This window comes from Nocardia sp. NPDC057272 (assembly GCF_042668615.1).
In the GTDB taxonomy this organism is placed as follows: domain Bacteria; phylum Actinomycetota; class Actinomycetes; order Mycobacteriales; family Mycobacteriaceae; genus Nocardia.
The window spans coordinates 222,026-247,480 of the sequence record NZ_JBHUYK010000005.1 but is presented as its reverse complement, the minus strand read 5'-3'; the positions used below and the strand labels follow the sequence as shown (position 1 = coordinate 247,480).

General features: G+C 68.1%; 27 protein-coding genes. 13 read left to right on the top strand and 14 right to left on the bottom strand.

Features of this window, described 5'->3' with window-relative positions; all coding sequences use genetic code 11:
- Positions 1-101 precede the first annotated feature (101 nt).
- The 3 genes from ACFULV_RS10455 to rimP form a co-directional block, all read right to left on the bottom strand.
- Complete coding sequence (locus ACFULV_RS10455) at positions 102-413, bottom strand: YlxR family protein (RefSeq protein ID WP_101468594.1); 312 nt, start codon at positions 411-413, stop codon at positions 102-104.
- Positions 414-482: 69 nt separating this feature from the next.
- Positions 483-1,511, bottom strand: a complete 1,029-nt coding sequence (gene nusA / locus ACFULV_RS10450) for a transcription termination factor NusA (RefSeq protein WP_378626517.1) — start codon at positions 1,509-1,511, stop codon at positions 483-485.
- The gene (rimP, locus tag ACFULV_RS10445; protein ID WP_378626515.1) at positions 1,508-2,137 is read right to left on the bottom strand and encodes a ribosome maturation factor RimP; all 630 of its coding nucleotides are present in this window, start codon (positions 2,135-2,137) and stop codon (positions 1,508-1,510) included. Before rimP ends, nusA begins: the two co-directional genes overlap by 4 nt.
- Positions 2,138-2,368: 231 nt before the next feature.
- Between rimP and ACFULV_RS10440 the strand changes: the two genes are divergently transcribed.
- A complete protein-coding gene (locus tag ACFULV_RS10440; RefSeq protein ID WP_378626514.1) occupies positions 2,369-3,076 on the top strand; it encodes a hypothetical protein in 708 nt (235 codons plus the stop codon).
- Positions 3,073-3,504: a ferritin-like domain-containing protein gene (locus ACFULV_RS10435; protein WP_378626513.1), complete on the top strand. Its 432-nt coding sequence runs from the start codon at positions 3,073-3,075 to the stop codon at positions 3,502-3,504. Before ACFULV_RS10440 ends, ACFULV_RS10435 begins: the two co-directional genes overlap by 4 nt.
- Before the next feature lie 57 nt (positions 3,505-3,561).
- On the opposite strand, the gene ACFULV_RS10430 is transcribed toward ACFULV_RS10435, so the two are convergent.
- Both ACFULV_RS10430 and ACFULV_RS10425 read right to left on the bottom strand, forming a co-directional pair.
- On the bottom strand, positions 3,562-5,313 hold the full coding sequence (locus tag ACFULV_RS10430) for an acyl-CoA dehydrogenase family protein (protein ID WP_378655301.1): 1,752 nt from the start codon (positions 5,311-5,313) through the stop codon (positions 3,562-3,564).
- Between the two features lie 267 nt (positions 5,314-5,580).
- Positions 5,581-7,329, bottom strand: a complete 1,749-nt coding sequence (locus ACFULV_RS10425) for a proline--tRNA ligase (protein WP_378655298.1) — start codon at positions 7,327-7,329, stop codon at positions 5,581-5,583.
- A 276-nt stretch (positions 7,330-7,605) separates the two neighbouring features.
- Here ACFULV_RS10425 and ehuB point away from each other — a divergent pair, with 276 nt between their 5' ends.
- The 5 genes from ehuB (at position 7,606) to yaaA (ending at position 11,462) form a co-directional block, all read left to right on the top strand.
- Positions 7,606-8,475, top strand: a complete 870-nt coding sequence (gene ehuB, locus ACFULV_RS10420) for an ectoine/hydroxyectoine ABC transporter substrate-binding protein EhuB (protein WP_378628257.1) — start codon at positions 7,606-7,608, stop codon at positions 8,473-8,475.
- A 7-nt stretch (positions 8,476-8,482) separates the two neighbouring features.
- Positions 8,483-9,199: an ectoine/hydroxyectoine ABC transporter permease subunit EhuC gene (gene ehuC / locus ACFULV_RS10415; RefSeq protein ID WP_378655295.1), complete on the top strand. Its 717-nt coding sequence runs from the start codon at positions 8,483-8,485 to the stop codon at positions 9,197-9,199.
- Entirely contained in the window at positions 9,196-9,843 is a 648-nt protein-coding gene (ehuD, locus tag ACFULV_RS10410) for an ectoine/hydroxyectoine ABC transporter permease subunit EhuD (protein WP_378655292.1), read from the top strand. The genes ehuC and ehuD overlap by 4 nt, the downstream gene beginning before the upstream one ends.
- A 4-nt stretch (positions 9,844-9,847) precedes the next feature.
- The gene (gene ehuA / locus ACFULV_RS10405) at positions 9,848-10,603 is read left to right on the top strand and encodes an ectoine/hydroxyectoine ABC transporter ATP-binding protein EhuA (protein ID WP_378626505.1); all 756 of its coding nucleotides are present in this window, start codon (positions 9,848-9,850) and stop codon (positions 10,601-10,603) included.
- 112 nt (positions 10,604-10,715) lie between these two features.
- Positions 10,716-11,462, top strand: a complete 747-nt coding sequence (gene yaaA / locus ACFULV_RS10400) for a peroxide stress protein YaaA (RefSeq protein WP_378655289.1) — start codon at positions 10,716-10,718, stop codon at positions 11,460-11,462.
- Here the strand turns inward: yaaA and ACFULV_RS10395 are convergent.
- The 3 genes from ACFULV_RS10395 to ACFULV_RS10385 form a co-directional block, all read right to left on the bottom strand.
- Entirely contained in the window at positions 11,452-11,844 is a 393-nt protein-coding gene (locus ACFULV_RS10395) for a VOC family protein (RefSeq protein WP_378655476.1), read from the bottom strand. The genes yaaA and ACFULV_RS10395 overlap by 11 nt on opposite strands.
- Positions 11,844-12,125, bottom strand: a complete 282-nt coding sequence (locus tag ACFULV_RS10390) for an ArsR/SmtB family transcription factor (protein WP_378655287.1) — start codon at positions 12,123-12,125, stop codon at positions 11,844-11,846. Before ACFULV_RS10390 ends, ACFULV_RS10395 begins: the two co-directional genes overlap by 1 nt.
- 76 nt (positions 12,126-12,201) lie before the next feature.
- Entirely contained in the window at positions 12,202-13,146 is a 945-nt protein-coding gene (locus ACFULV_RS10385) for a LysR family transcriptional regulator (RefSeq protein ID WP_378626500.1), read from the bottom strand.
- A gap of 50 nt (positions 13,147-13,196) precedes the next feature.
- Here ACFULV_RS10385 and ACFULV_RS10380 point away from each other — a divergent pair, with 50 nt between their 5' ends.
- The gene (locus ACFULV_RS10380; protein WP_378655284.1) at positions 13,197-13,886 is read left to right on the top strand and encodes a type 1 glutamine amidotransferase domain-containing protein; all 690 of its coding nucleotides are present in this window, start codon (positions 13,197-13,199) and stop codon (positions 13,884-13,886) included.
- A 3-nt stretch (positions 13,887-13,889) separates the two neighbouring features.
- Here the strand turns inward: ACFULV_RS10380 and ACFULV_RS10375 are convergent, their stop codons facing one another.
- Together ACFULV_RS10375 and ACFULV_RS10370 are read right to left on the bottom strand one after the other, a co-directional pair.
- On the bottom strand, positions 13,890-14,522 hold the full coding sequence (locus tag ACFULV_RS10375; protein ID WP_378655281.1) for a metal-dependent phosphohydrolase: 633 nt from the start codon (positions 14,520-14,522) through the stop codon (positions 13,890-13,892).
- A 67-nt stretch (positions 14,523-14,589) separates the two neighbouring features.
- Positions 14,590-15,273 (bottom strand): NADPH-dependent F420 reductase, encoded by a 684-nt coding sequence (locus ACFULV_RS10370; RefSeq protein ID WP_378655474.1) that lies wholly within the window; start codon positions 15,271-15,273, stop codon positions 14,590-14,592.
- Between the two features lie 76 nt (positions 15,274-15,349).
- On the opposite strand from ACFULV_RS10370, the gene ACFULV_RS10365 reads away from it, so the two are divergent.
- Both ACFULV_RS10365 and ACFULV_RS10360 read left to right on the top strand, forming a co-directional pair.
- Complete coding sequence (locus ACFULV_RS10365) at positions 15,350-15,994, top strand: LysE family translocator (RefSeq protein ID WP_378655278.1); 645 nt, start codon at positions 15,350-15,352, stop codon at positions 15,992-15,994.
- A 22-nt stretch (positions 15,995-16,016) separates the two neighbouring features.
- On the top strand, positions 16,017-16,865 hold the full coding sequence (locus ACFULV_RS10360; RefSeq protein ID WP_378655275.1) for an SGNH/GDSL hydrolase family protein: 849 nt from the start codon (positions 16,017-16,019) through the stop codon (positions 16,863-16,865).
- A gap of 10 nt (positions 16,866-16,875) precedes the next feature.
- Here ACFULV_RS10360 and ACFULV_RS10355 read toward each other — a convergent pair whose 3' ends face one another.
- Entirely contained in the window at positions 16,876-18,498 is a 1,623-nt protein-coding gene (locus ACFULV_RS10355) for a PucR family transcriptional regulator (protein WP_378655273.1), read from the bottom strand.
- A gap of 108 nt (positions 18,499-18,606) precedes the next feature.
- On the opposite strand from ACFULV_RS10355, the gene ACFULV_RS10350 reads away from it, so the two are divergent.
- On the top strand, positions 18,607-20,097 hold the full coding sequence (locus ACFULV_RS10350; protein ID WP_378655271.1) for a CoA-acylating methylmalonate-semialdehyde dehydrogenase: 1,491 nt from the start codon (positions 18,607-18,609) through the stop codon (positions 20,095-20,097).
- A 17-nt stretch (positions 20,098-20,114) separates the two neighbouring features.
- Positions 20,115-21,461, top strand: a complete 1,347-nt coding sequence (locus tag ACFULV_RS10345; protein ID WP_378655268.1) for an aspartate aminotransferase family protein — start codon at positions 20,115-20,117, stop codon at positions 21,459-21,461.
- Here ACFULV_RS10345 and ACFULV_RS10340 read toward each other — a convergent pair.
- Positions 21,451-22,035, bottom strand: a complete 585-nt coding sequence (locus ACFULV_RS10340; protein WP_378655265.1) for a DUF1345 domain-containing protein — start codon at positions 22,033-22,035, stop codon at positions 21,451-21,453. The two genes, ACFULV_RS10345 and ACFULV_RS10340, sit on opposite strands and share 11 nt — an antisense overlap.
- 150 nt (positions 22,036-22,185) lie before the next feature.
- Here ACFULV_RS10340 and ACFULV_RS10335 point away from each other — a divergent pair, with 150 nt between their 5' ends.
- Positions 22,186-22,599 carry a PPOX class F420-dependent oxidoreductase gene (locus ACFULV_RS10335; RefSeq protein WP_378655263.1) on the top strand — a complete coding sequence of 138 codons (414 nt, stop codon included), beginning with the start codon at positions 22,186-22,188 and terminating at the stop codon, positions 22,597-22,599.
- Between the two features lie 18 nt (positions 22,600-22,617).
- Here ACFULV_RS10335 and ACFULV_RS10330 read toward each other — a convergent pair whose 3' ends face one another.
- A complete protein-coding gene (locus tag ACFULV_RS10330) occupies positions 22,618-24,078 on the bottom strand; it encodes an MFS transporter (protein WP_378628251.1) in 1,461 nt (486 codons plus the stop codon).
- Between the two features lie 78 nt (positions 24,079-24,156).
- Positions 24,157-25,398 carry a uroporphyrinogen-III C-methyltransferase gene (gene cobA / locus ACFULV_RS10325; RefSeq protein WP_378655261.1) on the bottom strand — a complete coding sequence of 414 codons (1,242 nt, stop codon included), beginning with the start codon at positions 25,396-25,398 and terminating at the stop codon, positions 24,157-24,159.
- Between the last annotated feature and the right edge of the window lie 57 nt (positions 25,399-25,455).

Below are 25,455 nucleotides of genomic sequence, written 5' to 3'. Positions count from 1 at the left end.
CTCACTGAGAGGCCGAGCAGTGACGCCGCCTAGGTAAGGCGGGCCCGCACGACCTCGGGTTATCTCCGACGGACGTTCATCGTTGGTGCTTCACGGTGTGCTCATGAGTGCTCGTGCCTGTTCTCGAGGTACTGCTCCAGGGCTGAGATATCCAGATTTCCGGACACTCGTAGGGCTCTGCCGAATGCTCGGCGCCGCTCTGCGGAACGCAAACAAACTGAAACGGGGTGCAGCCATGCACCCCGTCCGGGCTGTCTGCGCCGCGGATCGGGAACAATCGCGACATCGGTGTTCCGATGCTGCGCCACGATCCGCAACAGGTCGGCAGACGGCTCGCGCTGACGGCATCCGATACAGGTGCGAACGGATTGCGCGGGCCGGTCCTGTACCCACTCTACCGGTGACCCGGTCATAACGACGAACCCCTCCCCTCCGGAAGTTACGAACATGTCATCCGCCGGTCGGGATTCGACGTGTTCGGATCAGCTACGGTGCGCTTCCGGCCGGGCGGAGTCGTCCGGTTGCGGAGCCGCGTCGCTGCGGATATCGATGCGCCAGCCCGTCAGACGGGCAGCCAGGCGGGCATTCTGGCCCTCCTTGCCGATGGCAAGGGAGAGCTGGAAGTCGGGCACGATCACGCGTGCCGCCCTGGCGTCGGGATCGACGACGGTGACCGAAACCACCTTCGACGGCGAGAGCGCATTGCCGACGAACGTCGCCGGATCCTCGGCGTAGTCGATGATATCGATCTTCTCGCCCGCCAGTTCACTCATCACGTTGCGCACGCGCTGACCCATCGGGCCGATGCACGCGCCCTTGGCGTTCACGCCCGGCACGGTGGACTGGACAGCGATCTTGGAGCGGTGTCCCGACTCGCGCGCCACCGCGACGATCTCGACGGAGCCGTCGGCGATCTCGGGCACCTCGAGCGAGAACAGCCGCCGCACCAGGTTCGGGTGGGTGCGCGAGAGCTGGATCTGCGGACCACGCGGGCCACGCGAGACACCGTAGACGTAGCACTTGATCCGGTCGCCGTGCTCGTAGGTCTCCCCCGGTACCTGCTCGGCGGGCGGGATCAGCCCCTCGGCGCCGTTGGCCTCGCTGCCGATGCGTACCACCACGATGCCGCGGGCATTGGCCCTGGCGTCGCGCTGGACCACACCGCCGACGATCTCACCCTCATGGGTGGCGAAGTCGCCGAAGGACTTCTCGTTCTCGGCGTCGCGCAGCCGCTGCAGCACCACCTGGCGGGCGGTGGTCGCGGCGATGCGGCCGAAACCCTCCGGGGTGTCGTCCCATTCGGAGACGAGGTTGCCGTCGGCGTCGAGCTCACGCGCCATCACCCGCACCACACCGGTCTTCTGGTTGATGTCGATGCGCGCGTTGGCCTCGTGGCCGTCGGTGTGCCGGTAGGCGGTGAGCAGTGCCGACTCGATCGCCGAGATCACGGTCTCGATCGAGATACCTTTGTCGGCGACGATCGCCCGCAAGGCTTCGATTTCAATATTCATTCCGCAACCCCTTCGGTGGGAGTGTCACTGTGTTGTCCTGGTGCGGCGAGGTCGGCGGGTTCTTCGCCCGGTACCGGGCGGCCCGGTGCGATACCGCCCGCGAGCTCGAGTTCGGCGGCGCCCGGTGCGTTGAACTCGACCTGGACGACAGCCTCGGCGATATCGGCGACCGGAACGTGAACGCGGTGTGGCTTCACCTTGCCGCCGATGACGAGCGCGATGGTGGCGTCGTCGGCGAGCCGGCCCACGCGCGCGTCGAAACGGGCCTTGCCCTCGATCCGCTCGGCGCCGTCGGCCAGCTTCACGCGGACCTTGCGGCCCTGTGCGCGCCGCCAATGCCGTTCGGTGGTGAGCGGGCGCTCCACGCCGGGAGTCGTCACTTCGAGCAGATAGGCGGCTTCGCCGAAATCGCCTGCGGCATCGAGAAGTTCGGACATCTCGCGGCTGAGCGAGGCGATGGCGTCCAGGTCGGCGGGGCCGTCGCTGTCGACGGTGACCTTCACTCGAACCGGAGCCAGCTCGCCGTTGCCCGCGGCTGCGATCGCGACGCCCTCGAGGTCGAATCCCCGGCGTGCGACGAGCTCAGCGACTAGCTGGCTCACCCTTTCCTCGGTGGGCATCGGCATATGGGCGGCTCCTGGTTCAGTTGTGACGCGATCGGAAATATCTACGCCGAAGGTCTAGCGTAACGCGCTCAGAGAGTGTAAAGGACCAGGCGCTGAGCGCCACGCACCGGTCCGACTCGGCGTGCCCGAGACCTGTCAGCACGCGTGCGAGCTGCCCGCGTGAGATCTGGCACCATGGTCAACGTGCCCCACCGCCATTCCGTCCCGCCGAGAGCCGGGCGACCTTCCGGCATGCGTTCCGACCGGCACGAACCCTCTCGGTTACGGGTCGAGCCTGCCGCCGCGCACCTCGCCGGGCCGACGCCGGCTCCCACCGGCGCGACCGCGTCGCCGCCCCCCGCCGTAGTGCCGCATCCCACACCGGTACAGCAGCTTTCGCCGTCGGCGACCGTACGGGTCGACACCCGGCCTGCCTGGCGCCGCCGCACCGTGCTCCGACTCGTCGGCGCGAGCGCGATCGGCCTTCCCGTGGTGGCCACGCTGGCCGCCTGCGCCGAGGACGATACCGTGCACGCGCCGGATCCTCTTGCCACGCAAGAAGTTCTGGCTCGCGCCGATGCCGCGGCCGCGACCGCGGCGATCGCGCTGGCGCCCCAGTCGAATGCCGCGCTGAGCACGATCGCCACCGAGCGCACCGCGCACGCCGACGCGCTCCGCACCGAAATCGACCGGGTGATCGGCGTGTACGGCGACGGCACCACGCCCGTTCATCGCACGGGCGCCGTGACCGTGCCCGGTCCCGGTGGATCGCCGGTCCCGGCCTCGGAGGTCGAGACCGCGTCCGCGCAGCCGGCCACCGTCGCGCAAGTGCGTGATCAGCTGGTCCGCTCCCAACAGTCCGCCGCCGCCCTGGCCCGCACCGAATCCGGCTATCGCGCAGGTCTTCTCGCGTCGATCAGCGCGGCCTGCGCCACCCAGGCAGGAGTCCTGCTGACATGACCGAACAGCGAACGGCCTTGCAGAGCGCACTCGATGCCGAGTACGCGGCCGTCTACTCCTACGGCCTGATCGCCGCGTACGCCAATGCCGACCGGTCCCGTCTGGTCGCCGAGTTCAGCGCCGCGCATCGAGCACGTCGGGACAGCACGGTCGAACTACTAGAAGCGGAAGGCACCGCACCCGACGCTCCCCGTGCCGCCTACACCCCGCCCGCCCCGGTCGACGATCCGATCCCCGCGGCGCATCTCGCGGTGAGCGTCGAAACCGATTGCGCGGCAGCGTGGTACACGGTCGTGGAGAACGCGACCGACGAAGTGGTGCGCGCCACCGCGACGGAAGCTCTCACCGAGGCCGCCGTTCGCCGCGCTCGCTGGCAGACGATTCTGGGTTCGGTCCCGGTCACCGTCACCTTCCCGGGACGGGCGTAGCGAACCGAGTCGGCGGTTCCGGGCAGATCGGCGATCTACCCGGAACCGAGGGCCCGACTACGGGCGCATCGCGTACGCGCCGTCGTAGGCCTCGACCTGCTGCCACACCCGGCCGAAGCGCTCGGCGTCGGCAACCGGGCTGCGCAGGGCACCGATCGCCCAGGCACGCTGGGCTTCGGTGACCGACGGCTTGCCGAGCAGCGCCGCCGCCTGGGCGTTGAAGTCGCGGATCTGGAAGTCGAAGATCTGATCGAGCACATCGCGGTCGAGCCCGGTGAGCTCGGCCTGCTCGAGAATCAGCTGCCCGTAGACCACCGTGGAGAACAGGTGGCCGATGGTCAGCATGAAATCCAGGTCCTTCTGCTGGTCCGCATCGGGAGCCGCGGTGAGCAGCAGGCTGCGCAGCGCCTGGGCCTGCTCGTAGAACCGGCCGACATTCGGGACCTCGGATGCCTGCTCGTAGGCGGGAGTCCAGTCGGCGAACTGCACCTTGCCCGCGCCGCGCGCCGGACCCTGCTGCCAGAAGAACGGCTGGTCGCCGGGGGCGAGGTCGGTGCCGATCGCCGGGTATTCCTTCGGGTTGAGCAGGTAGTTCGGCATGAACTTCAGGATCTGGCCCACGTTCACGTGCACGGTGCCCTCGAGGCGCGGCAGGTGGTTGATGTAGCGCGAGGCCTGCGCGAAGTAGGTGGCCTTCTCGAATCCCTTGGCCGCCAGCACATCCAGCAGCAGGGTCATCGCGACCTCGGCCTCGGAGGTGACCTTGGACTTGGTCATCGGGTTGAACAGCAGGTACCGGCGATCCTCGAGCGAGGCGCTGCGGAAGTAGTCGACGGCACGGTCGCTGAACAGCTTCATCGCGATCAACCGCGCGTAGGCGTCGACGAAATTGCCACGCACATGGGCGAAGTCGGTGACGGGGTTGCCGTAGAGGATGCGGTTGTTGGCGTGGGTGATGGCCTCGAAGAACGAGTGCTCGACCATGCCGATGCCGCCGTGGCAGAGATTGAACTTGCCGACGTTGACGGTGTTGAGCGCGGCCGAGAAGGCCTCCGGCCCCTCGTGCAGCAGGTCGGCCGCGGTCACCGGGTAGTTCTCCAGCCGGAAGTGGCTGACATACATCTGACCGTGGATGACGCTCTCGATCAGGTGGTAGTCGTCGTGGCGGCTGTCAGCGGCGAACCAGATGTAGCCCGCCGGACCCTCGACGTCGGCGCGGCGCGAGAACACCGACACCATCGAGGCGACGTTGCCGTTGCCGATGTAGTACTTCTCGCCGCTGGCCCGGAACAGGATGCCCGCCTCGGCGTCGGCGCTGCCCGGCTCGCTCGGGGTGAGGATCAGGTCGGTGTTGTAGATATCGGCGCCGTGGTCACGCTCGGACAGCGCGAACGCCATCACCTGACCGTCGTCGAGGTCAGCGGCGGCCTTGCGCTTGGCGATCTCGTTGTCGCTCTGCCAGATCGGGCCCAGACCCAGGATGGTGACCTGCTCGGCGTACCAGTACGCCAGCCCGTAGAACCCGAAGATCTCCGCCAGTGCCGCGTTGCGTGCCGCATCCCAGCGCTTGTTCGGGTCACCGTCGGCGTAGGCGGCCGGGGTCAGGAAGGTCGCGAACAGTTTTTCCTTGCCGACGAACTCGAGGAACTCCGACGTCCACACCGCGTCGCGGTCCTCGACCAGCAGCTGCGCCTTGCCCTTGGACTCGAACCACTCGATGGTGGCCTTCAACAGCCGCCGCGTCTCCGCGTCGAAATGCTGGGGGTCGTAGGTGGCCGGGTTGAACAGCAGGCTGGGCGAACTCGTCATGCCCGATAACTTAGCAGCGCCGCCCACCCGCCACGCCGACCCCGCGGCTCCGCTACCAGCACTTTCGCCTACGTAGCCGTAAGTTCGAACGGCTTGTTGTCGCCGTGCCCAATCGAACACCGAGCAGGTTTCCGAACTCGCCCAGATACCGGGCAACTCTCGCCGAGACGATGCGCCGGCGCGTACGAACGGTCCGCGTCGCGGTGCCACAGACAGCGAATCGCGCTGTCCCGCATCGAGTGGGACAGCGCGATTCGTGAGACGAACTCAGCCGCGGATCTTGGCGGTGACCGCGCTGACGGCGTCTTCGGCCGGGATCTCCTCGGCTTCGCCGGTGAAGCGGTTGCGCAGTTCGACCTTGCCTTCGGCCCAGCCGCGGCCGATGACCAGGATCCAGGGCATGCCGAGCAGTTCGGCGTCCTTGAACTTCACGCCGGGCGAGGCGGTGCGGTCGTCGAAGAGGACCTCGAGGCCTTCGGCGTCCAGGCCCGCGACGACGTGTTCGGCGCCGTCACGGGCGGCGGCGTCCTTGTTGGCGATGACCACGTGCACGTCGAAGGGGGCGACTTCGGCGGGCCAGCGCAGGCCCTTCTCGTCGTGCTGCTGTTCGGCGATCACCGCGACCATGCGGGAGACGCCGATGCCGTAGGAGCCCATGGTGAGGCGGACCGGCTTGCCGTTCTCGCCGAGCACGTCCACGTCGAAGGCGTCGGTGTACTTGCGGCCGAGCTGGAAGATGTGGCCGATCTCGATGCCGCGGGCGGACACCAGCGGGCCCGCGCCGTCGGGCGAGGGATCGCCGTCGCGGACCTCGGCGGCCTCGATGGTGCCGTCGGGGGTGAAGTCGCGGCCGGCGACCAGGCCGACAACGTGCTTACCCTTGACGTCGGCGCCGGTGATCCAGGCGGTGCCGTCGACGACGCGGGGGTCGACGAGGTAGCGAACACCGTTGGCGGCCAGACCCTTCGGACCGATGTAGCCCTTCACCAGGAACGGGTTGGCCGCGAAGTCGGCCTCGGTGAGCAGTTCCACCTCGGCGGGTTCGACGGCGGCGCCCAGACGCTTGTCGTCGACCTCGCGGTCACCGGGGACGCCGATGCCGAGGATCTCGGTCTTGCCGTCGGGGTGGCGCAGCTTCACCATCACGTTCTTCAACGTGTCGGCGGCGGTCACGGTGCGGTCGAGGACCTTCGCCTCGTTGGCCCAGTCGACCAGCGTCGCGATGGTGGGGGTGTTCGGGGTGTCGTATTCGACCGCGTCGGCCTGACCCTCGATGGGCAGCGGCGCGGGCGCGGGCGTGACCACGGCTTCCACGTTCGCCGCGTAGCCGGACTCGACGCAGCGCACGTAGGTGTCCTCACCGACGGGGCTGGCGGCGAGGAACTCCTCGGACGCGCTGCCGCCCATGGCGCCGGAGGTGGCGGCCACGATCACGTACTCGACGCCGAGCCGTTCGAAGATCGACTGGTAGGCCTTGCGATGGGTGGCGTAGCTGTTGGTCAGACCGTCGTCGTCGATGTCGAAGGAGTAGGAGTCCTTCATCACGAACTCGCGGCCGCGCAGGATGCCCGCACGGGGACGTTCCTCGTCGCGGTACTTGGTCTGGATCTGGTAGAGCGTGACCGGCAGATCCTTGTAGGAGTTGTACTCACCCTTGACCGTGAGCGCGAACAGCTCCTCGTGGGTGGGCCCGAGCAGGTAGTCACCGCCCTTGCGGTCCTTGAGCCGGAACAGGCCCGGCCCGTACTCGGTCCACCGGTTGGTGGTCTCGTAGGGCTCGCGCGGCAGCAGCGCCGGCAGCGAGATCTCCTGGGCGCCGGTGGCGTCCATCTCCTGGCGCACCACGTCCTCGATCTTGCGCAGCGTGCGCAGACCGAGCGGCAGCCACGAGTACACACCGGGGGCGACCCGACGGACGTAGCCGGCGCGAACGAGCAGTTTGTGGCTGGGCACCTCGGCGTCGGCGGGATCGTCTCGCAGGGTGCGCAGGAACAGGCGGGAGAGGCGGGTGATCACGGATGCACAGGGTAGTCCCTGGTCCGGGCAGGACGACAGCCGAATACCACCTGGGCGCCCGCCAGCCGCCGAAAACCGGTTCCGACAAAAGACCGCATATCAGGTTACCCATTACAAATCTATTTCAATCATCAGATAACAACCTGATAACGTAACCGCATCTGGCAATTCTTACGTGACTAGATTTTCTCTCTAAGTCAATTACGCACTTACAACAGAAAATTGGTGGCGGCGACGCCACCCTTGCGAGAGGTCACAATGGCTGAGACGAAATCCATGTCGAAGCGCTGTACAGCGGTGTTCACCGGAGCCGCGTTGGTGGCCGCGGCCCTCGCCGGATGCACCAAGACCGAGACCACCGAGAGCGGTCAGCTCCTGCAGTCACTGAAGGACAAGGGCACGATCACCGTGGGTTTCGCCGGTGAGGCGCCCTATTCGTTCGAAGAGGGAGGCCAGCTCACCGGTGCCACGGTGGCCCTGCACAAGGAGATCTTCGCCAACCTCGGCATCAAGACCGTCGACGGTGTGCAAACCGAGTTCGGCGCACTGATCCCCGGTCTGCAGGCCAATCGATTCGACGCGGTCAGCGCCGGTATGTCGATCTTGCCGAAACGCTGTGAACAGGCATCTTTCAGCGAACCGGAATTCATGTACACCACCGCACTGATGGTGAAACCCGGTAATCCGATGAATTTGACGGATATGCAGTCGATCAAGGCCAGTGGCGCGAAGATGGCCGCGATGACCGGCGCCATCGAATCCGATTACGCCAGCTCGCTGGGCATCGACGCCACCCAGGTCGGCACCCCGCAGGACGGCATGGACGCGGTCACCTCCGGGCGCGCCGACGTATTCGCGCTCACCGCGATCTCGCTGAACTGGCTCAAGAGTCACACCCCCAACGCCGCGGTCGACGTGACACCGTCGTTCGTGGCCGTCATCGACGGCAAGCCGCAGGTCGGCGCCGGTGGCACCGTGTTCCGCACCACCGATCCCGATCTGCTCGCCGCCTACAACGCCGAGCTGGCCAAGATCACCGGCGACAAGGACAAGTACTTGTCGATCGTCGGGAAATTCGGGTTCACCGAGCGCGAGCTGCCCGATCCGAAGTACACGACGGCCAAGCTGTGCAAGGGCGAAATCTGATCCAGGCATGAGCAATGTCGATGCGGTCCGCGATGCCCTGCCCTCGTTGTGGCAGGGCATCGCGGTCACGCTGGAGCTGACCATCGGCGGCGCGCTGCTCGCGTTCGTCCTCGCCCTCGCCCTCGGCACCACCGCCCGCGTGCGCAATCTCGCGGCACGGGGCAGTGCCAGGGTCATGATCGAATTCTTCCGCGGTACCTCCCTGCTGGTGCAGATCTTCTGGCTGTTCTATGTACTGCCGTTGCTCGGCTACAAACTCGACCCGCTGTTCTGCGGCATCCTGGCGCTCGGCCTCAACTACGGCGCCTACGGCGCCGAGGTGGTGCGCGGCGCGCTCAACGCGGTGCCGCGCGCGCAGTTCGAAGCGGCGGTCGCGCTGAACTTCAGTCCGTGGCAGCGGATGCGCAGGGTGCTGTTCCCGCAAGCGTGGGCGCTGATGCTGCCCTCGCTGACCAATCTGCTGGTCCACCTGCTCAAAGGCACCGCCGTGGCGTCTTACATCACCCTGCACGACCTGACCTACGAGATCGGTGACCTGCGCAAGACCACCAGCGACACGCTGTTCTCCTTCGGTGTCGGCCTGGTCATCTACTTCGTCCTCGGCTACGTACTCACCCTGGGCATGAATCTCCTCGAAACCCGCGCCAAGACCAAGCTGGGTCGTGGGGCATCGCTCAAAGAGGTCCTCAGCCTGGCGCCCGACGAGACGAAGGTGGCGCCATGAGAGCCGAATGGAGTTGGGAGCGCGCCCGCGAGGCACTGCCGGTGCTGTGGGACGGCTTCCAGATCACGCTGCTGGCCACGGTGCTCGGCTTCGCGCTGGCCGCGGCGCTCGGGCTGGCGATCGCGATCATCCGTCGCACGATGCCGCGCCCGATCGCCGCGCCGGTGCACGCGGTGAGCGAGTTCGTCCGGCTCACCCCGCTGGTCGTGCAGCTGCTGTTCGCCTACACCCTGTTCACGCAGTTCTCGGCGTTGCAGATCGGCATCGTGGTGCTGGGCATCCACTATTCGAGTTACCTGGCCGAGGTGTATCGAGCCGGGATCGAGGCGGTGCCGAAGGGACAGTGGGAGGCAGCGCGCGCACTGTCGTTGCCGCCTGCCCGCACCTGGGGTGCGGTGGTCCTGCCGCAGGCGATCCGGGCGAGTCTGCCCGCGCTCGGCACCAACGCCGTCTCGATGTTCAAGGACACACCGTTCCTGTTCGCCATCTCGGTCGTCGAATTGGTGACCGCCGCACAGCAATTCGGGGCCCGCAATTTCGCGTACCTGGAGTCGATCACGATGGCCGGGGTGTTCTTTCTCGTCGCCAGCTACCCGACGTCTGTGCTGATCAGAAGACTGGAGAAGCGACTTGCCTACTACTGACGAAATGATCCGATTCGATCAGGTGGTCAAACGCTTCGGCGACCTCACCGTGCTCGATCACCTCGATTTCAGCGTGCGCCGCGGGGAGAAGGTCACCCTGATCGGGCCGTCGGGGTCGGGCAAGACCACCATTCTGCGGCTGCTGATGACCCTGGAGACGATCAGCGACGGCGTGATCTGGGTCGACGGTGCACCACTCACCCACACCGAGCGCGGCGGAAAGCTGGTGCCCGCCAAGGAGAAACACCTGCGCGCGGTGCGGACCAAGATCGGCATGGTGTTCCAGCAGTTCAACCTGTTCCCGAACATGACGGTGCTGGAGAACATCACCGAGGCGCCGATCCACGTGCTCGGCAAGTCGAAAGATGAAGCGCGCGAACGTGCTCGCCATCTGCTCGACGTCGTCGGCCTGTCGGACAAGGCCGACGCGCATCCCTCGCAGTTGTCGGGTGGGCAGCAACAGCGGGTCGCGATCGCGCGGTGCTGTGCGATGGATCCGAAGGTCATGCTGCTCGACGAGGTGACGTCGGCCTTGGATCCGGAGCTGGTCGGCGACGTCCTCGACGTGCTGCGCACCATCGCCGAAACCACCGACATCACCATGCTGATCGTCACCCATGAGATGCGTTTCGCGCGCGAGGTGTCGGATCGGGTACTGATGTTCGACTCCGGTCGCATCGTCGAGCAGGGCCCGCCGGAGCAGATCTTCGAAGCACCGGCCAACGAGCGGACGCGCAAGTTCCTCGAGGCCGTGCGCTGAACCACGCGGACAGCGGATCGGGGCGGTCCGGCCCCGCCGCTGACCACGGACGACCGGTCCGCGGCGGGGCGGGGCGCGGTGCCGGTTTCGGCGACGATTACCGTTGTCGATCGTGCTGGTGCTGCTGCCTCCCTCCGAAACCAAGTCCGACGGCGGATCGGGCGCGCCGCTGGACCTCGCCGATCTCGCGATGCCGCAGCTCAGCGCGGTTCGCGACAAGTTGATCACCGAGGTCGTCCAGCTGGCGGCCGACCCCGCGGCCTCGGCCGCGGTGCTCGGGCTGGGTAAAGGCGCCGACGCGGAGATCGCCCGCAACGCGAGCCTGCGCACGTCGGCGACCCGCCCCGCCCTGGAGCGCTACACCGGGGTCCTCTACGACGCCCTGGACGCGAAGTCGTTCACCACGGTGCAGCGGGCCAAGGCACATGCCCGCCTGGGGATCGGATCGGCCCTGTTCGGCGCGGTTCGCGCGGCCGACCCCATCCCCGCCTACCGCCTCTCCGGCGGCACCAAACTGCCAGGGCTGCCGACACTTTCGGCCCTCTGGCGCGACGTGCTGCCCGACGCTCTCTACGCGGAGGCCGCGGGCGAGCTCGTCATCGACCTGCGGTCGGGTACCTACCAGCAACTCGGCCGAGTCCCCGACGCCGTCACCGCCAATGTGCTCACCGAGCACCCGGACGGCTCACGCACGGTGGTCAGCCACTTCAACAAACATCACAAGGGTCTGCTCGCCCGCGCGCTGGTGCTCACCCGCGCCGACCCCACCGACATCCGCGCCGTTGCCCGGGTAGCCACCAAGGCAGGCCTGCGTGCCGAAATCGCCTCCCCCACCGAACTTCTGATCATCACTCGGTGACGGGCGCCATCAGCTGGATGAGGTTGCCGCAGGTGTCGTCGAACACCGCGGTGCTGAACGCGCCCATCGGGGCGGGGGCCTGCGTGAAGAAGACATCGCGGTCGAGCAGGCGGCGGTATTCGGCGTCGAGATCGTCGACGGTGAAGACGATGACGGGGATACCTTCGGCGCTCAGTGCCGTTTTGTAGGCCTTGGCGGCCGGATGCTGGTCGGGCTCGAGCAGCAACTGGATACCGTCGACATCGGCGGGCGAGACGAGGGTGAGCCAGTCGAATTCGCCGAGCGAAACCTTGTCCTTGACCTGGAAGCCGAGCACGTCGGTGTAGAAGGCCTCGGCCTTGGCCTGGTCGTCGACGAAAACGCTGGTCACTCCGATGCGGATCATGTGTCCTCCTGGGGGATGGGCCAACGCACCGAAATCGCCTGTAGCGGCGTGAAATCGGCGTGATGGAACTTGTATCGGCCGTGCCGACGGGTATGGACGAGACCGGCTTCTTCGAGTACGCCCAGGTGCTGGGTGATCGCCTGACGTGACGAGCTGATGCCGTGCTTGTTCACGATCCGGGCGCACAATTCGAACAGGGTTTGCCCGTCGCGATCAGCCAGTTCGTCGAGAAGCGCGCGGCGTGTCGAATCCGCCAAGGCGGTGAAGATATCGGTCACTGCACGCTCCGTTCACTCCCCTCGAACCATAGGCAAGTGCGCACTTGCCTGTCAAGTGCAAGCGTTCGCTTGCCTGTCATGTGCCGCACCCCGCCCGCCAACCTCGGGCCGCCTCCACCAACCGGGCGCGAACCAAGTCGACGTGTGGTCGCGACGGTGCGCCGATCCGGCGGGCCAGGAAGCCGGTGTTGATCGGCGGGTCGGCGGGATCGAGCAGCGTGACCAGCGTTCCGTCGGCCCGTTCCCGACCGCACAGGTAGTGCGGAAGCACGCTGATCCCCGCCCCCGAGGTGACAGCGGCCAGTACCGCGCGCAGATCGCCGACGATCAGGGCGGGCTCGGCTTCCAGACGGGTCTCGAAGACGTGGCGCCAGTAACGACGCAGGATCGGCAGATCGGCGGCGTAGCTGACGAGCGGGATGCCGTCGAGCGCGATCGGCCCCTCGGCCCGCAGACGGTCGGCGTCGATCCGGTCGGCGATCGACGGGGCTGCGACGAGAAGGAATTCCTCGTCGACGAGCGGTTCCGCCAGCACGGTCCGGCCGCGCGGGCGGGTGGTGGCGAAGACCAGGTCCAGTGCCCCCGAATGCAATCGAGCGAGCAACTCGTCGGTCATACCGGTGCTGACCGTGAGCCGCACACCGTCGGCGACCAACGGCGACAACGCGGGCACGATCTTGGCGGCGAGCATCTCCGCCGGTCCGCCGAGCAGCACCGGCGGCTCGGGCGGGGCAGCCCGAGCGGTCGCCGCACCGCTGACGACCGCCTCCAGCTCCTCGAGTGGACCGCCGACCCGCGCCGCGAGCTCGTGACCGGCGGCGGTCGGCGTCACCCCGCGCGGCAGGCGTTCGAACAGCGGCCTGCCGAGGTGCCGTTCGAGCGCCTGGATCTGCGTGGTCACGGTCGGCTGGGACAGCCCGACCTGGGCGGCGCCCGCGGTGAGCGAGCCGGTGCGGAACACGGCGAGGAAGGTCCGCAGCTGCACCAGATCCATCGACCCATCGGCTGACCTATGTCTCATATAGACGATCCTATTGGTCAGGAGATGCCGTCAACCCTAGCGTTGTTCCCATGGCACACATCCTGTTCGTTCTCACCGGCACTGATCATTGGACACTGGCCGACGGCACCGAACATCCCACCGGCTACTGGGCCGAGGAATTCACGGCGCCCTATACGGCCTTCACCGCGGCGGGCCACACCGTCACGGTGGCGACACCGGACGGCGTTGTCGCCACCGTCGACCAGGCCAGCCTGGCCCCCGAGGTCAACGGTGGCACCGACGGTGCGGCGGCGGTCGCCGAAGTCCTGTCCGGCGCCGACGCATTGCGGAATCCGCTCGCTCTCGACAAGGTCGACCTCGCCGACTACGACGCCGTCTTCTACCCCGGCGGTCACGGCCCGATGCAAGATCTCGCCGTCGACCCGGTCTCGGGCGCTCTCCTCGACCACGCCCTTGCCTCCGGCAAACCGCTCGGCATCGTCTGCCACGCCCCCGCCGCGCTCCTCGCCATCGCGGAGTCGGGCAGCTCCCCCTTCGCGGGCTACCGCCTCACCGCGTTCAGCAATGCCGAGGAAACCCAGGCGGGCTTCGCCGACAAGGCGAAGTGGCTGCTCCAGGATCGCCTGGTCGCACTCGGTGCCGACTACCGCGAAGGCGACCCGTGGGCACCGCACATCGAGGTGGACCGCAATCTCTACACCGGCCAGAACCCCGCCTCCGCGGGCCCGCTGGCTGCCGAAATGCTCACCGCCCTCTGACGGTCAGCCGATCTCCGCGGTGAGTTCGGCGAGTTCCGCGGCGAGGTTGGCGCGGGCGATCGCCTCGTACCGGTCGTGGGCGAGGTCGGTGCGGAAAAGGCGGGGCTGGTCGGCCAGATTGCGGAGCACCGAGGCGCGCCCGACCCGGAACAGATCATCGGGCACGTGGGCGTATTCGGCGCGGATCGCGGTGGTGTAGGCGGCGTATTCCTCCGGAGTACCGCCGAGGACAACGAGGTCGGCATCACAGAGCACCGCGCCGTTCGCATCGCCCGGCTGCGGACGGTGCCCGCGGGTCAGCACCACGAGCCGCACCACCTCCTCGACCAATTCCGTTGCGGCACCGAGCGATTCGAGGATGTCTCGACCCAGGTCGGCGCTGCGCTCCTCGTTGTCGGCCCGGGCGACGGCGTAGATCGCGTCGTGGAAGAACGCCGCGTAGCGCACGGCGTCGATATCGGCTGCGGCATCGGCCAATTCGTCGATGGCCGCGAGCATCACCGCCAGGTGCGTGCCGGTGTGGTAGCGGCGGTGCGGTTCGCTGTAGCGCCCTACCACTCCGGCACCGATCTGTTCGGCCTCGATCCCGGCCAATGCGATCCACCGGTCCATCAGGTTCTGTGACAACGCACTCATGCAACAAGTTTCGTCGTCGGTACCGACACCCACAACCCCCCGATACCACCCGGACGACGCTCAGCGCTCAGACCTCGGCGGCGGCGAGGGCCGCACGCACCTCCTCGGCGCCGGCGGGCTTCGAGGCGGGAGGCCAGTTGTCGTCGGCGGCATAGGGGCGCACGTAAACGGGGGTATCCCGTTGGGAGCGGCGGCTTTCGGCCAGGGAACCACCGTCGACCACGTCATAGCCGATGGCGTCGATGAGGTCGGTAGCGAGCTTCTTGGCGGCGGGGTCGTCGCCGAACACGGGCAGGGCAGACCGGTCCGTGGCACCGGCCGGGCGGGCGAGTTCGGCGAGGTTGGCGTAGGCGATGTTGTTGAACGCCTTGACCACCTTCGATTCCGGCAGGTGGCGTTGCAGCAGTTCGCTGGTGGTGGTCTGGTCGGCGTCGAGTTCGGGGAAGGCGCCATCGCGGTCGGGATAGTAGTTGTTGGTGTCGAACACGACCTTGCCCGCGAGCGGTGCGACCGGTACGTCCCGATACGCCTTCAACGGCACCGTGACCACCACATAGTCGCCTGCTTCGGCCGCCTCGGCCGGGGTAGCCGCCCGTGCCCGCGGACCCAGCTCGGTGACCAGCTCCGCCAGGGTCTGCGGTCCGCGTGAGTTGCTCAGCACCACGTCATAGCCCGCGTCCACCGCCAGCCGCGCGACGGTGGATCCGATATGTCCGCTACCGATCAATCCGAGTGTCGTCATGCGCAGCACAACCTCCGCCACCGCATCGTTGTTCCCTCGCACTGCGGCCGTTGTCACCGCTCCCACCGCCGGATAGCGTGGGGCGATGGTGTCCTCGGCTCATCTGGTCTCGTTCGCGGGTTTGGCGTTTCTGCTGGTGATCGTGCCCGGACCCAGCGTCCTGTTCACGATCGGCCGGGCACTCACCGTCGGGCGGCGATCGGCGCTGATGACCGTGCTGGGCAATGCGGTCGGGGTATACGGCCAAGTCGTGGCGGTCGCGTTCGGGTTGGGCGCGGTGGTGGCGGCGTCGGCGGCGGTGTTCACCGCGATCAAACTGGTCGGCGCCGCCTATCTGGTCTATCTCGGCGTGCAGGCGATCCGCCATCGTGACGCGCTACGGACCGCCTTTCACGCCGAGCAGGACGTGGCCGCGCACAGTCCGATGGCGGCGCTACGCGACGGCGTGATCGTCGGAGCCGCCAACCCTAAGACCATCGTCTTCCTGGCGGCGCTGCTGCCACAGTTCGTGGATACCTCGCGCGGTGCGGTCCCTCAGCAGATGTTGATCCTCGGGCTCTGCATCCCCGTGTTCGGCCTGATCTTCGACTCGCTCTGGGCGTTCGCGGCCGGGTCGGCACGGTCCTGGTTCGCGCGGTCGCCCCGTCGTCTCGCCGCCATCGGCGGTACCGGTGGCCTGGTGATGATCGGGCTCGGCACCTCACTTGCTCTCACCGGCCGCAAAGACTGAACTACAACCATCAGGATGTTCGATGAAGAGCTTGCTGCTCACCGGCGCTGTGGCGCTGATGGTCTCGGTGTCGACGTACGCGGTGGCGCAGGCCGAGGTGCGCCCGGGCGCCACCTACGTCGCGCTCGGTGATTCCGGGGCGGCCACCACGGGTGCGGTCGATCTCGACGTGACGGCTCCGCTGCGCTGCGTGCGATCCGCCTCCAACGCGCCGAAGCTGGTCGCCGGAAGACTCGGGCTGGCGCTGGACGACCGGACCTGCAGCTCGGCGAAGATCCCGGATCTGTACGGGTCGCAAGGCGCCGGGATCGACCCGCAGTTCGACGCACTCGGTCCCGCCACCCAGATCGTCACCCTGCACATGGGCGCCAACGACGCGGGCATGACCGAGTTCATCCTCGGCCACTGTCACGCCGGAGCACTCAGCGGTGGTTGTGCCGCCGAGGCAGATCCGGAGTGGGACACCAAGATAGACGCGATCGCGCCCGCCTACGCCGCTGCGCTGGCCGATATCACCCGGCGCGCTCCCGAGGCGACCGTCTTCGTCGACGGCTGGCCCACCTATCTCACGAACACCAGCTGCCCGGCCATGCTCGGCCTGCTCCCCGCCGACGCCGCCTACATCCAGTCCAAGTTCGAACGCCTCAACACCGTCGTCGCGCGGGCGGCCGCCGACCACGGCGCCGTGTACATCGATACCGTCACCGCCTCCCGCGAATTCGGGATGTGCGCCGACCCTGGCGTCCGCTGGTTCGATCCGATTCTCGCCGATCGGACGCTGCTCCCCTATCACCCCACCCTCGCGGGCCAACGGGGCGTCGCGGACCTGATCGTCGCCGCCGTCGAGTCGAGCGGAATCCTCCCCCGGTGACCCCTACGGCCTAGAGCTTCTGGCCACCCGCGGTGAGGTCGCGCACGAGCAGCGCGGCGTGCAGGGACGTGCGCGATTCACCGTCGTCGAGGTCGACGGCGAGGACGCGTTCGATGCGGGCGAGGCGGTCGTAGAGAGTGGGCCGGCTGATCGCGAGCGCCTTGGCGAGCTCGGTCTTGTTGCCCGCCAGGTCGAGGAAGCGGCGCAGCGTGCCGGTGAGGTCGGCGGTGTGGCGGATGTCGTAGCGCAGCAGTGCCCCGAGTTCGGCCTCGGCGAAACTCTGCACGCCGGGCTCGTCGCGGATCAGCGACAGCAGACCTCGCAGGCGAATATCCGCGCTGCGGAAGAACATTCGATTCGTCGCCGCGGTCATCGACAGGGCCACCTCGGCGACGCCCGCGGCATGCGCGAGCCTGCCCGCGGTGTCGAGGAGGGAATCGGAGTCGGCGCCGACGCCGACGACCGCACGACGCACGCCGTCGACCCGGCGGACCTCGGCCAGCACCGCCGAACACACCGTCGCCAGCCTGCCGTCGACGTCGCCGCCCCGCGTCACCGCGAGGATCACGGTGACCTGCTCCCCATCGGCGCCACCGCGCGTTCGCCGGTGTTCCGCCGCACTGAGCGCCGACGCGTCGACCAGGCCGAGGGCATGCGTCACCGCTTCGACGATGGCCTCGCTCCGTCGTTGCGCCGCCACCGGATCCAGGGCCGGCTCGGTGTCGATCTCGATCGCCAGCGGCACATAACGGGCCCGGCGGTGCAGACCGAGGGCGGCCGCGCGCGCCTGCGCGTCGCGCTCGTCGGTCACCCGGCCCTCCACCAAATCGGCGATCAGGCCGGTCTGGGCCTGCCGGTGCAGGCCGAAACGGTCCTTGTCGATCATCCGGTGCAGGGTGATGGTCTGCGCGGCGCGTTCGAGGACCATGCCCACCCGTGCGGTGTGGGCCCGCTCGGTGCGCAGGATCAGCCTGCCCCAGCGCTGCGTGTGCGGTCCGACCCCGACCACACCGGACCCGTCGGGCAGCATCCGCGACACCGATTCCCAATCATCGAGCAGCGCGGCCGAACTGGTGTGGCGGGCGGTGGCCGTCAGCACCCGATGCGACAGGTCTTCCAGCACCACCGACGCGTCGAGCATGCTCGCGGCAGTTTGCACGATCTCGGCCAGCGCGGCGCGGCGCACGCTCAGCTCGGTGAAGGTCTCGTGCACGGTGCGCGCGAATTCGAGTTCGGCGTACTGGTCGGCGACGATCGCCCGATGGACGGCTTCGGTGATCTCCACGAAGCGGGTCACCCGGTGCAGCACGATCACCGGCAACCCGAGTTCGGCGGCCGTGGCGGCGACCACGGGCCCGAGCTCGCTCACATAGCTGCCCAGCTCCACGACCAGTCCCGCGACGCCGGCGGCCGACAGCGATCTCAGGTAGACGATCCGCGCCTGCTCGGGCGCGGCGAGCGCCTGCCCGGTGGTCAGGATCAGCTCCGAGCCGACCAGGAGGTCGGCCACCTCGGCCTGGTCGCTGACATGCACCCAGCGCACCGGCCGGTCTAGGTTCGCGGCACAGATGACCTCGGGTTGCCCGGCCTGCATCACCGGCGTCGCGAGGACATCGGCCACCGTCAGCAGCACTGACAAATCGTAATACGAAAGCCGTGATTGTGTACATATCGTCGGCCCGCCGGAGGCTCCGGATGGACCAGGGTGGAAGCACCACACCACCGGCGAAACGAGGCATTCATGCAGTCCATCGGGCATTGGATCGACGGCAAATCGGTCAGCGGCAGCAGCGAGACCACCGCGCCGGTGACCAATCCCGTCACCGGCGCCGTCACCGGGGAGCTGGCGCTGGCCAATGTGGCCGACACCCGCGCCGCGATCGACGCCGCGACGGTGGCCTTCGCCTCCTGGCGTGATGCCTCACTCACCCGCCGCACCCAGGTGCTGTTCCGCTTCCGCGAGCTCCTGTCCGAGCGGAAGACCGAACTGGCCGCGGTGATCACCGCCGAACACGGCAAGGTGGCCGCCGATGCGCTCGGCGAGGTGACCCGTGGGCTCGAAGTCGTCGAATTCGCCTGTGGTGTCCCGCATCTGCTCAAGGGCGGCTTCACCGAGAACGCCTCGACCGATGTCGACATCTACTCGATCCGGCAGCCGCTGGGTCCGGTCGCGATCATCGCGCCGTTCAACTTCCCCGCGATGGTGCCGATGTGGTTCTTCCCGCTGGCGATCGGCGCGGGCAACACGGTGGTGCTCAAGCCGAGCGAGAAGGACCCGTCGGCGGCGCTGTGGCTGGCGCGACTGTGGCAGGAGGCAGGCCTGCCCGACGGTGTGTTCAATGTCGTGCAGGGCGACAAGATCGCGGTCGACGAGCTCCTGGACAACCCGGCCGTCAAGGCCGTCTCGTTCGTCGGCTCGACCCCGATCGCCAAGTACGTGTACCAGCGCGGTACCGCGGCGGGCAAGCGGGTGCAGGCGCTCGGCGGCGCGAAGAACCACATGGTGGTACTGCCCGACGCCGATCTGGACCTGGCCGCCGACGCCGCCGTGAACGCCGGTTTCGGGTCGGCGGGCGAGCGGTGCATGGCGATCAGCGTGGTCGTCGCCGTCGGCGGGGTGGCCGACGAACTGGTCACCAAGATCAGTGCACGAGCCGCGGACATCGTCACCGGTGACGGCACCGGCGGCGCCGAGATGGGCCCGCTGATCACCCGGGCGCACCGCGACCGGGTGGCCGAGTACATCGACGCGGGCGAGACGTCCGGTGCCCGGGTGGTGCTCGACGGGCGCAACCTCACCGTCGACGGCGCACCGGACGGATTCTGGCTGGGCCCCACGATTCTCGACGAGGTCACCCCGACCATGAGCGTCTACACCGACGAGATCTTCGGCCCGGTGCTGTCGGTCGTGCGGGTCGGCACCTATGAGGAGGCGGTGGCGCTGATCAACGCGAACCGCTACGGCAACGGCACCGCCATCTTCACCAACGACGGCGGCGCGGGACGACGGTTCCAGCACGAGGTGGAGGTGGGTATGGTCGGCATCAACGTCCCGATCCCGGTGCCGATGGCCTATTTCAGCTTCGGCGGCTGGAAGAATTCCCTCTTCGGTGACTCGCACGCGCACGGCACCGACGGCGTGCACTTCTTCACCCGCACCAAAGCGGTCACCACCCGATGGCTCGACCCGAGCCACGGTGGGCTGGAACTCGGTTTCCCACAGAACAAGTGACTTCAGGAGACTTCGCCATGACGCTTTCCGAAGAGGCCGCTCGCGCCTACGAGCTCGACCGCCGCCACGTCTTCCATTCCTGGTCCGCGCAAGCGACTCTCACGCCGATGGTGCTCACCGCCGCCGAGGGGTGCTACGTGTGGGACGGCGAGGGCAACCGCCTGCTCGACTTCTCCTCGATGATGGTGAACACCAATATCGGCCACCAGCATCCGAAGGTCGTCGCCGCGATCCAGGAGCAGGCGGCGAAACTCTGCACTGTCGCGCCGTCGTTCGCCAACGACGCCCGCTCGGAAGCGGCCCGCCTCATCAGCGAACGCACGCCCGGTGACCTCGACACGATCTTCTTCACCAACGGCGGCGCCGACGCCGTCGAGCACGCCGTCCGGATGGCACGACTGCACACCGGCCGCTACAAGGTGCTCTCGCGCTACCGCTCCTACCACGGCGGCACCGAGACCGCGGTGAACCTCACCGGCGACCCGCGCCGCTGGCCCAACGACCACGGCAACACCGGCACCGTGCACTTCTTCGGCCCGTTCCTGTATCGCTCGGAGTTCCACGCCACCGACGAGGCGCAGGAAACCGAACGCGCGCTGGCCCATCTCGAACGCACGATCGAGATGGAGGGTCCGGCCACCATCGCCGCGATCGTCCTGGAGTCGGTCCCGGGCACCGCGGGCATCATGGTGCCGACCACGGAGTACATGCGTGGAGTGCGCGCACTGTGCGACAAGCACGGCATCGTCTTCATCGCCGACGAGGTGATGGCCGGCTTCGGCCGCACCGGAAAGTGGTTCGCCATCGACAATTTCGATGTCGTACCCGATCTGATCACCTTCGCCAAGGGCGTGAACTCCGGGTATGTCCCGCTCGGTGGCGTGGCGATCAACGCGGCCGTCGCGGCGACCTTCGCCCACCGTCCGTATCCCGGCGGCCTCACCTATTCCGGTCATCCGCTGGCGACCGCCGCTGCCGTCGCGACGATCACCGCGATGGCCGAGGAAGGCATTGTCGAGAACGCCGCCGACATCGGCGCGAAGGTCATCGGGCCCGGCCTTCGTGAACTGGCGCAACGGCATCCGAGCATCGGCGAAGTCCGCGGGCTCGGTGTCTTCTGGGCCGTCGAGCTGGTCCGGAACCGGGCAACCCGCGAGCCGCTGGCCCCCTATGGCGGCACCAGCCCCGCGATGAACGAACTGGTGGCCGCCTGCCGCACCGGCGGGATGCTGCCGTTCGTCAATTTCAACCGCTTGCACGTGGTCCCGCCGTGCGTGATCACCGAGGCCGAGGCCAAGGAGGGGCTCGCCATCCTCGACCAAGCCCTCACCGTCGCCGACGCGCACACGGTCGCTACCCCTTGATCCAGTCGATCGCGATGGCGACGACGGCGGCGTTGAAGAAGAAGCTCAGCACGCTGTGGGCGGTGACGCGCCGGCGCATCGACCGCTGCACCACCTTCACATCCGATACCGCGAACGAGGTGCCGATGGTGAACGAGAAGTACACGAACTCCGACAGCTGCGGCACCGGGCACTCCGGGAAACGCAGTCCCCCGTCGGCGAACTGGGCCCGCGTGTAGATCTGCGCGAACGCGGTGTGCAGGAGCAACCACGACATCAGCACCGTCGCCGCCGCGACGGCGTTGTCGGCCTCGCTGTCGCGGGCACCGATCATGATCATCCCGGCCGCCAGCCCGGCGCCACTGGCCACCACCGCGAAAGTGGTGGTGTACCAGCGTGGACCGATCCAGTCGATGGAGTCGTCGGGCAGGTCGCGGCGCAACAGCAGCCAGCCCGTCGCGACGTAGGCGACGGCCAGGAGATTCCAGACCAGCAACAGGCCGATCCCGCCGGTTGTCCACGAGAAGAGCGACAACCAGACCACGCCGAGGACGGTCAGCCCGAGCTCCAGTACCCACACCAGCGTGCGACTCATGGCCGCAACGTCTACCACGCCCCCGCGTGGACACACCGACACCGCGCCCGGTGGTTGCGTTTTCCGCGCTGCGCGACGCTCGGGCAACGCCTGTCCACCCCTCGAATCCTGGCCGGAATGACCCGGCCGGGCAGCGCGTTGTCCAGGAGGGTGACCGATACCGCAGTGCTTTCCGATGAACTGAAGTCGTACCTCGACGAGGAGAAGGTCTACGCGACCGTCGCCACCGTCGGGCCCACCGGGCATCCGCATCTGACCGTGGTCTGGATCAAACGCGAGGGTGACGAACTGCTGTTCTCCACCACCGTCTCACGACAGCAGGCCAAGAACCTGGTGCGTGACCCGCGGATCACCGTGATGGTGAACCCGCCGGAGCGGCCGTTCCTATACGCCGAGGTACGCGGAACCGCCACCATCACACCGGATCCCGAGCGGGCGCTGCCGGACGAGATGTCGCTCAAATACACCGGCAAGCCGTATCGCGAGTTCAACCCGGCCTCGGTGGACGACGCCGAACGCGTCGTCATCCGCGTCACCCCCACCAAGGTCGCCGGACGCTTCTGACCAGCGGGCCCGGCGGAGTCAGCTCCGCTGGGCCTCTTCCTGCGCGTGCTGTGCCTGCACGAGCTGTTGCGGGGTGTAGCGCACGGTCAGCGCGACGAGCGCGGCGACGGCGGCGATGATCGCGCAGATGAACAGCACCAGGGTGTAGCCGCTGTTGAGCGCGTCGATCTCGGCGGGCGTCGTGTTCGCGCCGGGGGTATCACTGCCGCCGAGCGACAGCGTGCGCGACGCCGCGATCGGGCTGAGCAGACCGATGGCGATCGGTGTCGCCAAGCTCATGAACATCTGGCCGACCGCCGAGAGCGGGCCGATGTTCGACGGCGGAACCCCGACCAGCACGCACAGCGGAGCGAGCACGATCGCCATCCCGACGCCGAAGCCGATCACCAGCAGCAGGGCCAGCAGCGTCGGCAGGTACTGCACGTGCCGGTCCAGTGTCGACCCGAAGAACAGGCCGACGGCGAGCACCACACCCGCGGTAGCGAGCAACCAGCGCGGCGCGATCACCAGCGCGGCCTTGGAGGCCACGGCACCGCCGACCCCGATGCCGATGGTGAACGGGATCGAGGCGACACCGGCCAGCAGCGGGCTGTAGCCGAGCACGTTCTGCAGCAGCTGGGCGACGAAGAACGTCATCGCGCCGAGCACCGCACCGGCCAGGAAGATCAGAACGAAGGTGGCGACCCGGTCGCGGCTGTCGAACAGCGACCAGGGCAGCAGCGGATCGGATTCGCGTCGCTCGGCGAAGACGAAGATCACCAGCAGGACGAAACCGCCGATCAGCGAACCGAGGATCAGCGGGCTCGTCCAGCCCATGGCCGGGCCCTCGGTGGCGCCGAACACGATCGTCGCGCAGGCCAGGGTGCCCAGGATCGCGCCCTTGATGTCGAGCGGAGTGCGGTGGTGTTCGGTGTCGGTGAGCTTGTAGACCGCGCCGAGCACGATGAGCGCGCCGATCGGCACGTTGATCAGGAAGATCCAGCGCCACCCGACCTCGGTCAGCGCACCGCCGACGATGAGACCACCGACCGATCCGATGCCCGCCATCGAGCCGACGATCGCGATCGCCTGGTTCCTGGCCGGCCCGGGTGCGAAAGTCGTCGCGACCAGTGCGAACGCGGTCGGTGCCGCGATGGCGGCGCCCGCGCCCTGGAAGGCGCGCGAGATCAGCAGCATCGCCTCGCCGGTGGCCAGACCACACGCCAGCGAGGCGGCGGTGAACAGGCCGACACCGTAGATCAGCATGCGTTTGCGGCCGAACGCGTCGCCGAGCCTGCCACCGAGCAGCATCAGTCCCGCGAAGGTGAGGCCGTAGGCGGTCACCGTCCACGCGCTGCCGGAACTGGACAGCCCCATGTCCTGCTGCAGGCGCGGCAGGGCGAAGATCACGACGGTGCCGTCGAGCACCACCATGAACTGCAGACCGCTCAGCACGAGGATGGCCAGGCCGAACGCCCGCTGCTTCACCGGATACTGCATCGTCGCAGCGGGTTTATCGAGCACAGTGAGGCAGTGTAATTGGCGCTCCGGCAACGAGTGGGCGCGCCGTCGGTGAAGCTAGTCGAGGCCGAAGCCCGCCGTGGGGCCGATGACGATGATCGCGGGCGGGCGGATGCCCTCTTCCTTGACCCGGTCGGCGACCGTGGCGAGGTCGGCGCGCACCACCCGCTGCGTGCGCAGGGTGCCTTCCTGGATGACCGCGGCCGGGGTATCGCTCGGGCGGCCACCGGCGAGCAGGGCCGCGGCGAACTTGTCGATCCGCTCGACCGCCATCATCAGCACGATGGTGCCGCGCAGCTTGGCCAGTGCCGACCAGTCGACGAGCGAATCGGGATGATCGGGGGCCACGTGTCCGCTCACGACCACGAACTCGTGGGTGACCCCGCGATGGGTCACCGGGATGCCCGCCGCGCCGGGCACCGAGATCGGGCTCGTGACACCGGGCACCACCGTCACCGGGATGCCTGCCTCGGTGCACGCCTCGAGTTCCTCGTAGCCGCGACCGAACACGTACGGATCGCCGCCCTTGAGCCGGACCACGAACTTGCCCGCTTTGAAGCCTTCGACGAGCGCGAGGTTGATCGCCTCCTGGGCCATCGACCGGCCGTACGGGATCTTCGCGGCGTCGATCACCTCGACGTGCGGGCCCAGTTCGGCGAGCAGTTCCGGCGGGGCGAGCCGGTCGGCGACGACCAGATCGGCGCGCGCGAGGAGCCGGCGACCACGCACGGTGATCAGGTCTGGATCGCCGGGACCGCCGCCGACGAGCGCGACGCCGGGGGTCACCGGTTCCGAATCATCGGTCACCACACCCGATTGCAGCGCTTCGAGGAGACCGTTGCGCACAGCCGCCGAGCGGCGGTGCGCGCCACCGGCGAGCACGCCGAGGGAGAGTCCGTCGTAGCGGGCGGTCGCGGGCGTGACCGCGGTGCCGTCGCGCGCGATGTCGGCGCGGACGCAGAAGATGCGCTTGGTGGTGGCCTCGGCGACCACCGCGGCGTTGGTCTCCGGTTCGTCGGTGCAGGCCATCGCGTACCAGGCGCCGTCGAGATCGCCGTCGGCGTAAGCGCGCAGTTCGACGGTGAGTTGCCCCGCCGTAGCCATGCCCTCCACCGCCGGGGTGACCGCCCGGCTGATCACGTGCACATCCGCACCCGAGGCCACGAGCAGGCCCAGTCGGCGCTGGGCAACGGTTCCGCCGCCGACCACCACTACTCTGCGTCCACGCAGATCGAGCCCGACCAGGTAGTTCGGGTCGCCTGCGGGCGGGGTCGATGCGGTGTCAGCGGTGTTCGGCACAGTGTCCCAGCCTAGTTCCTGGCTCGGTGCGGCCCGAACGCACCCGCCGACAGACTC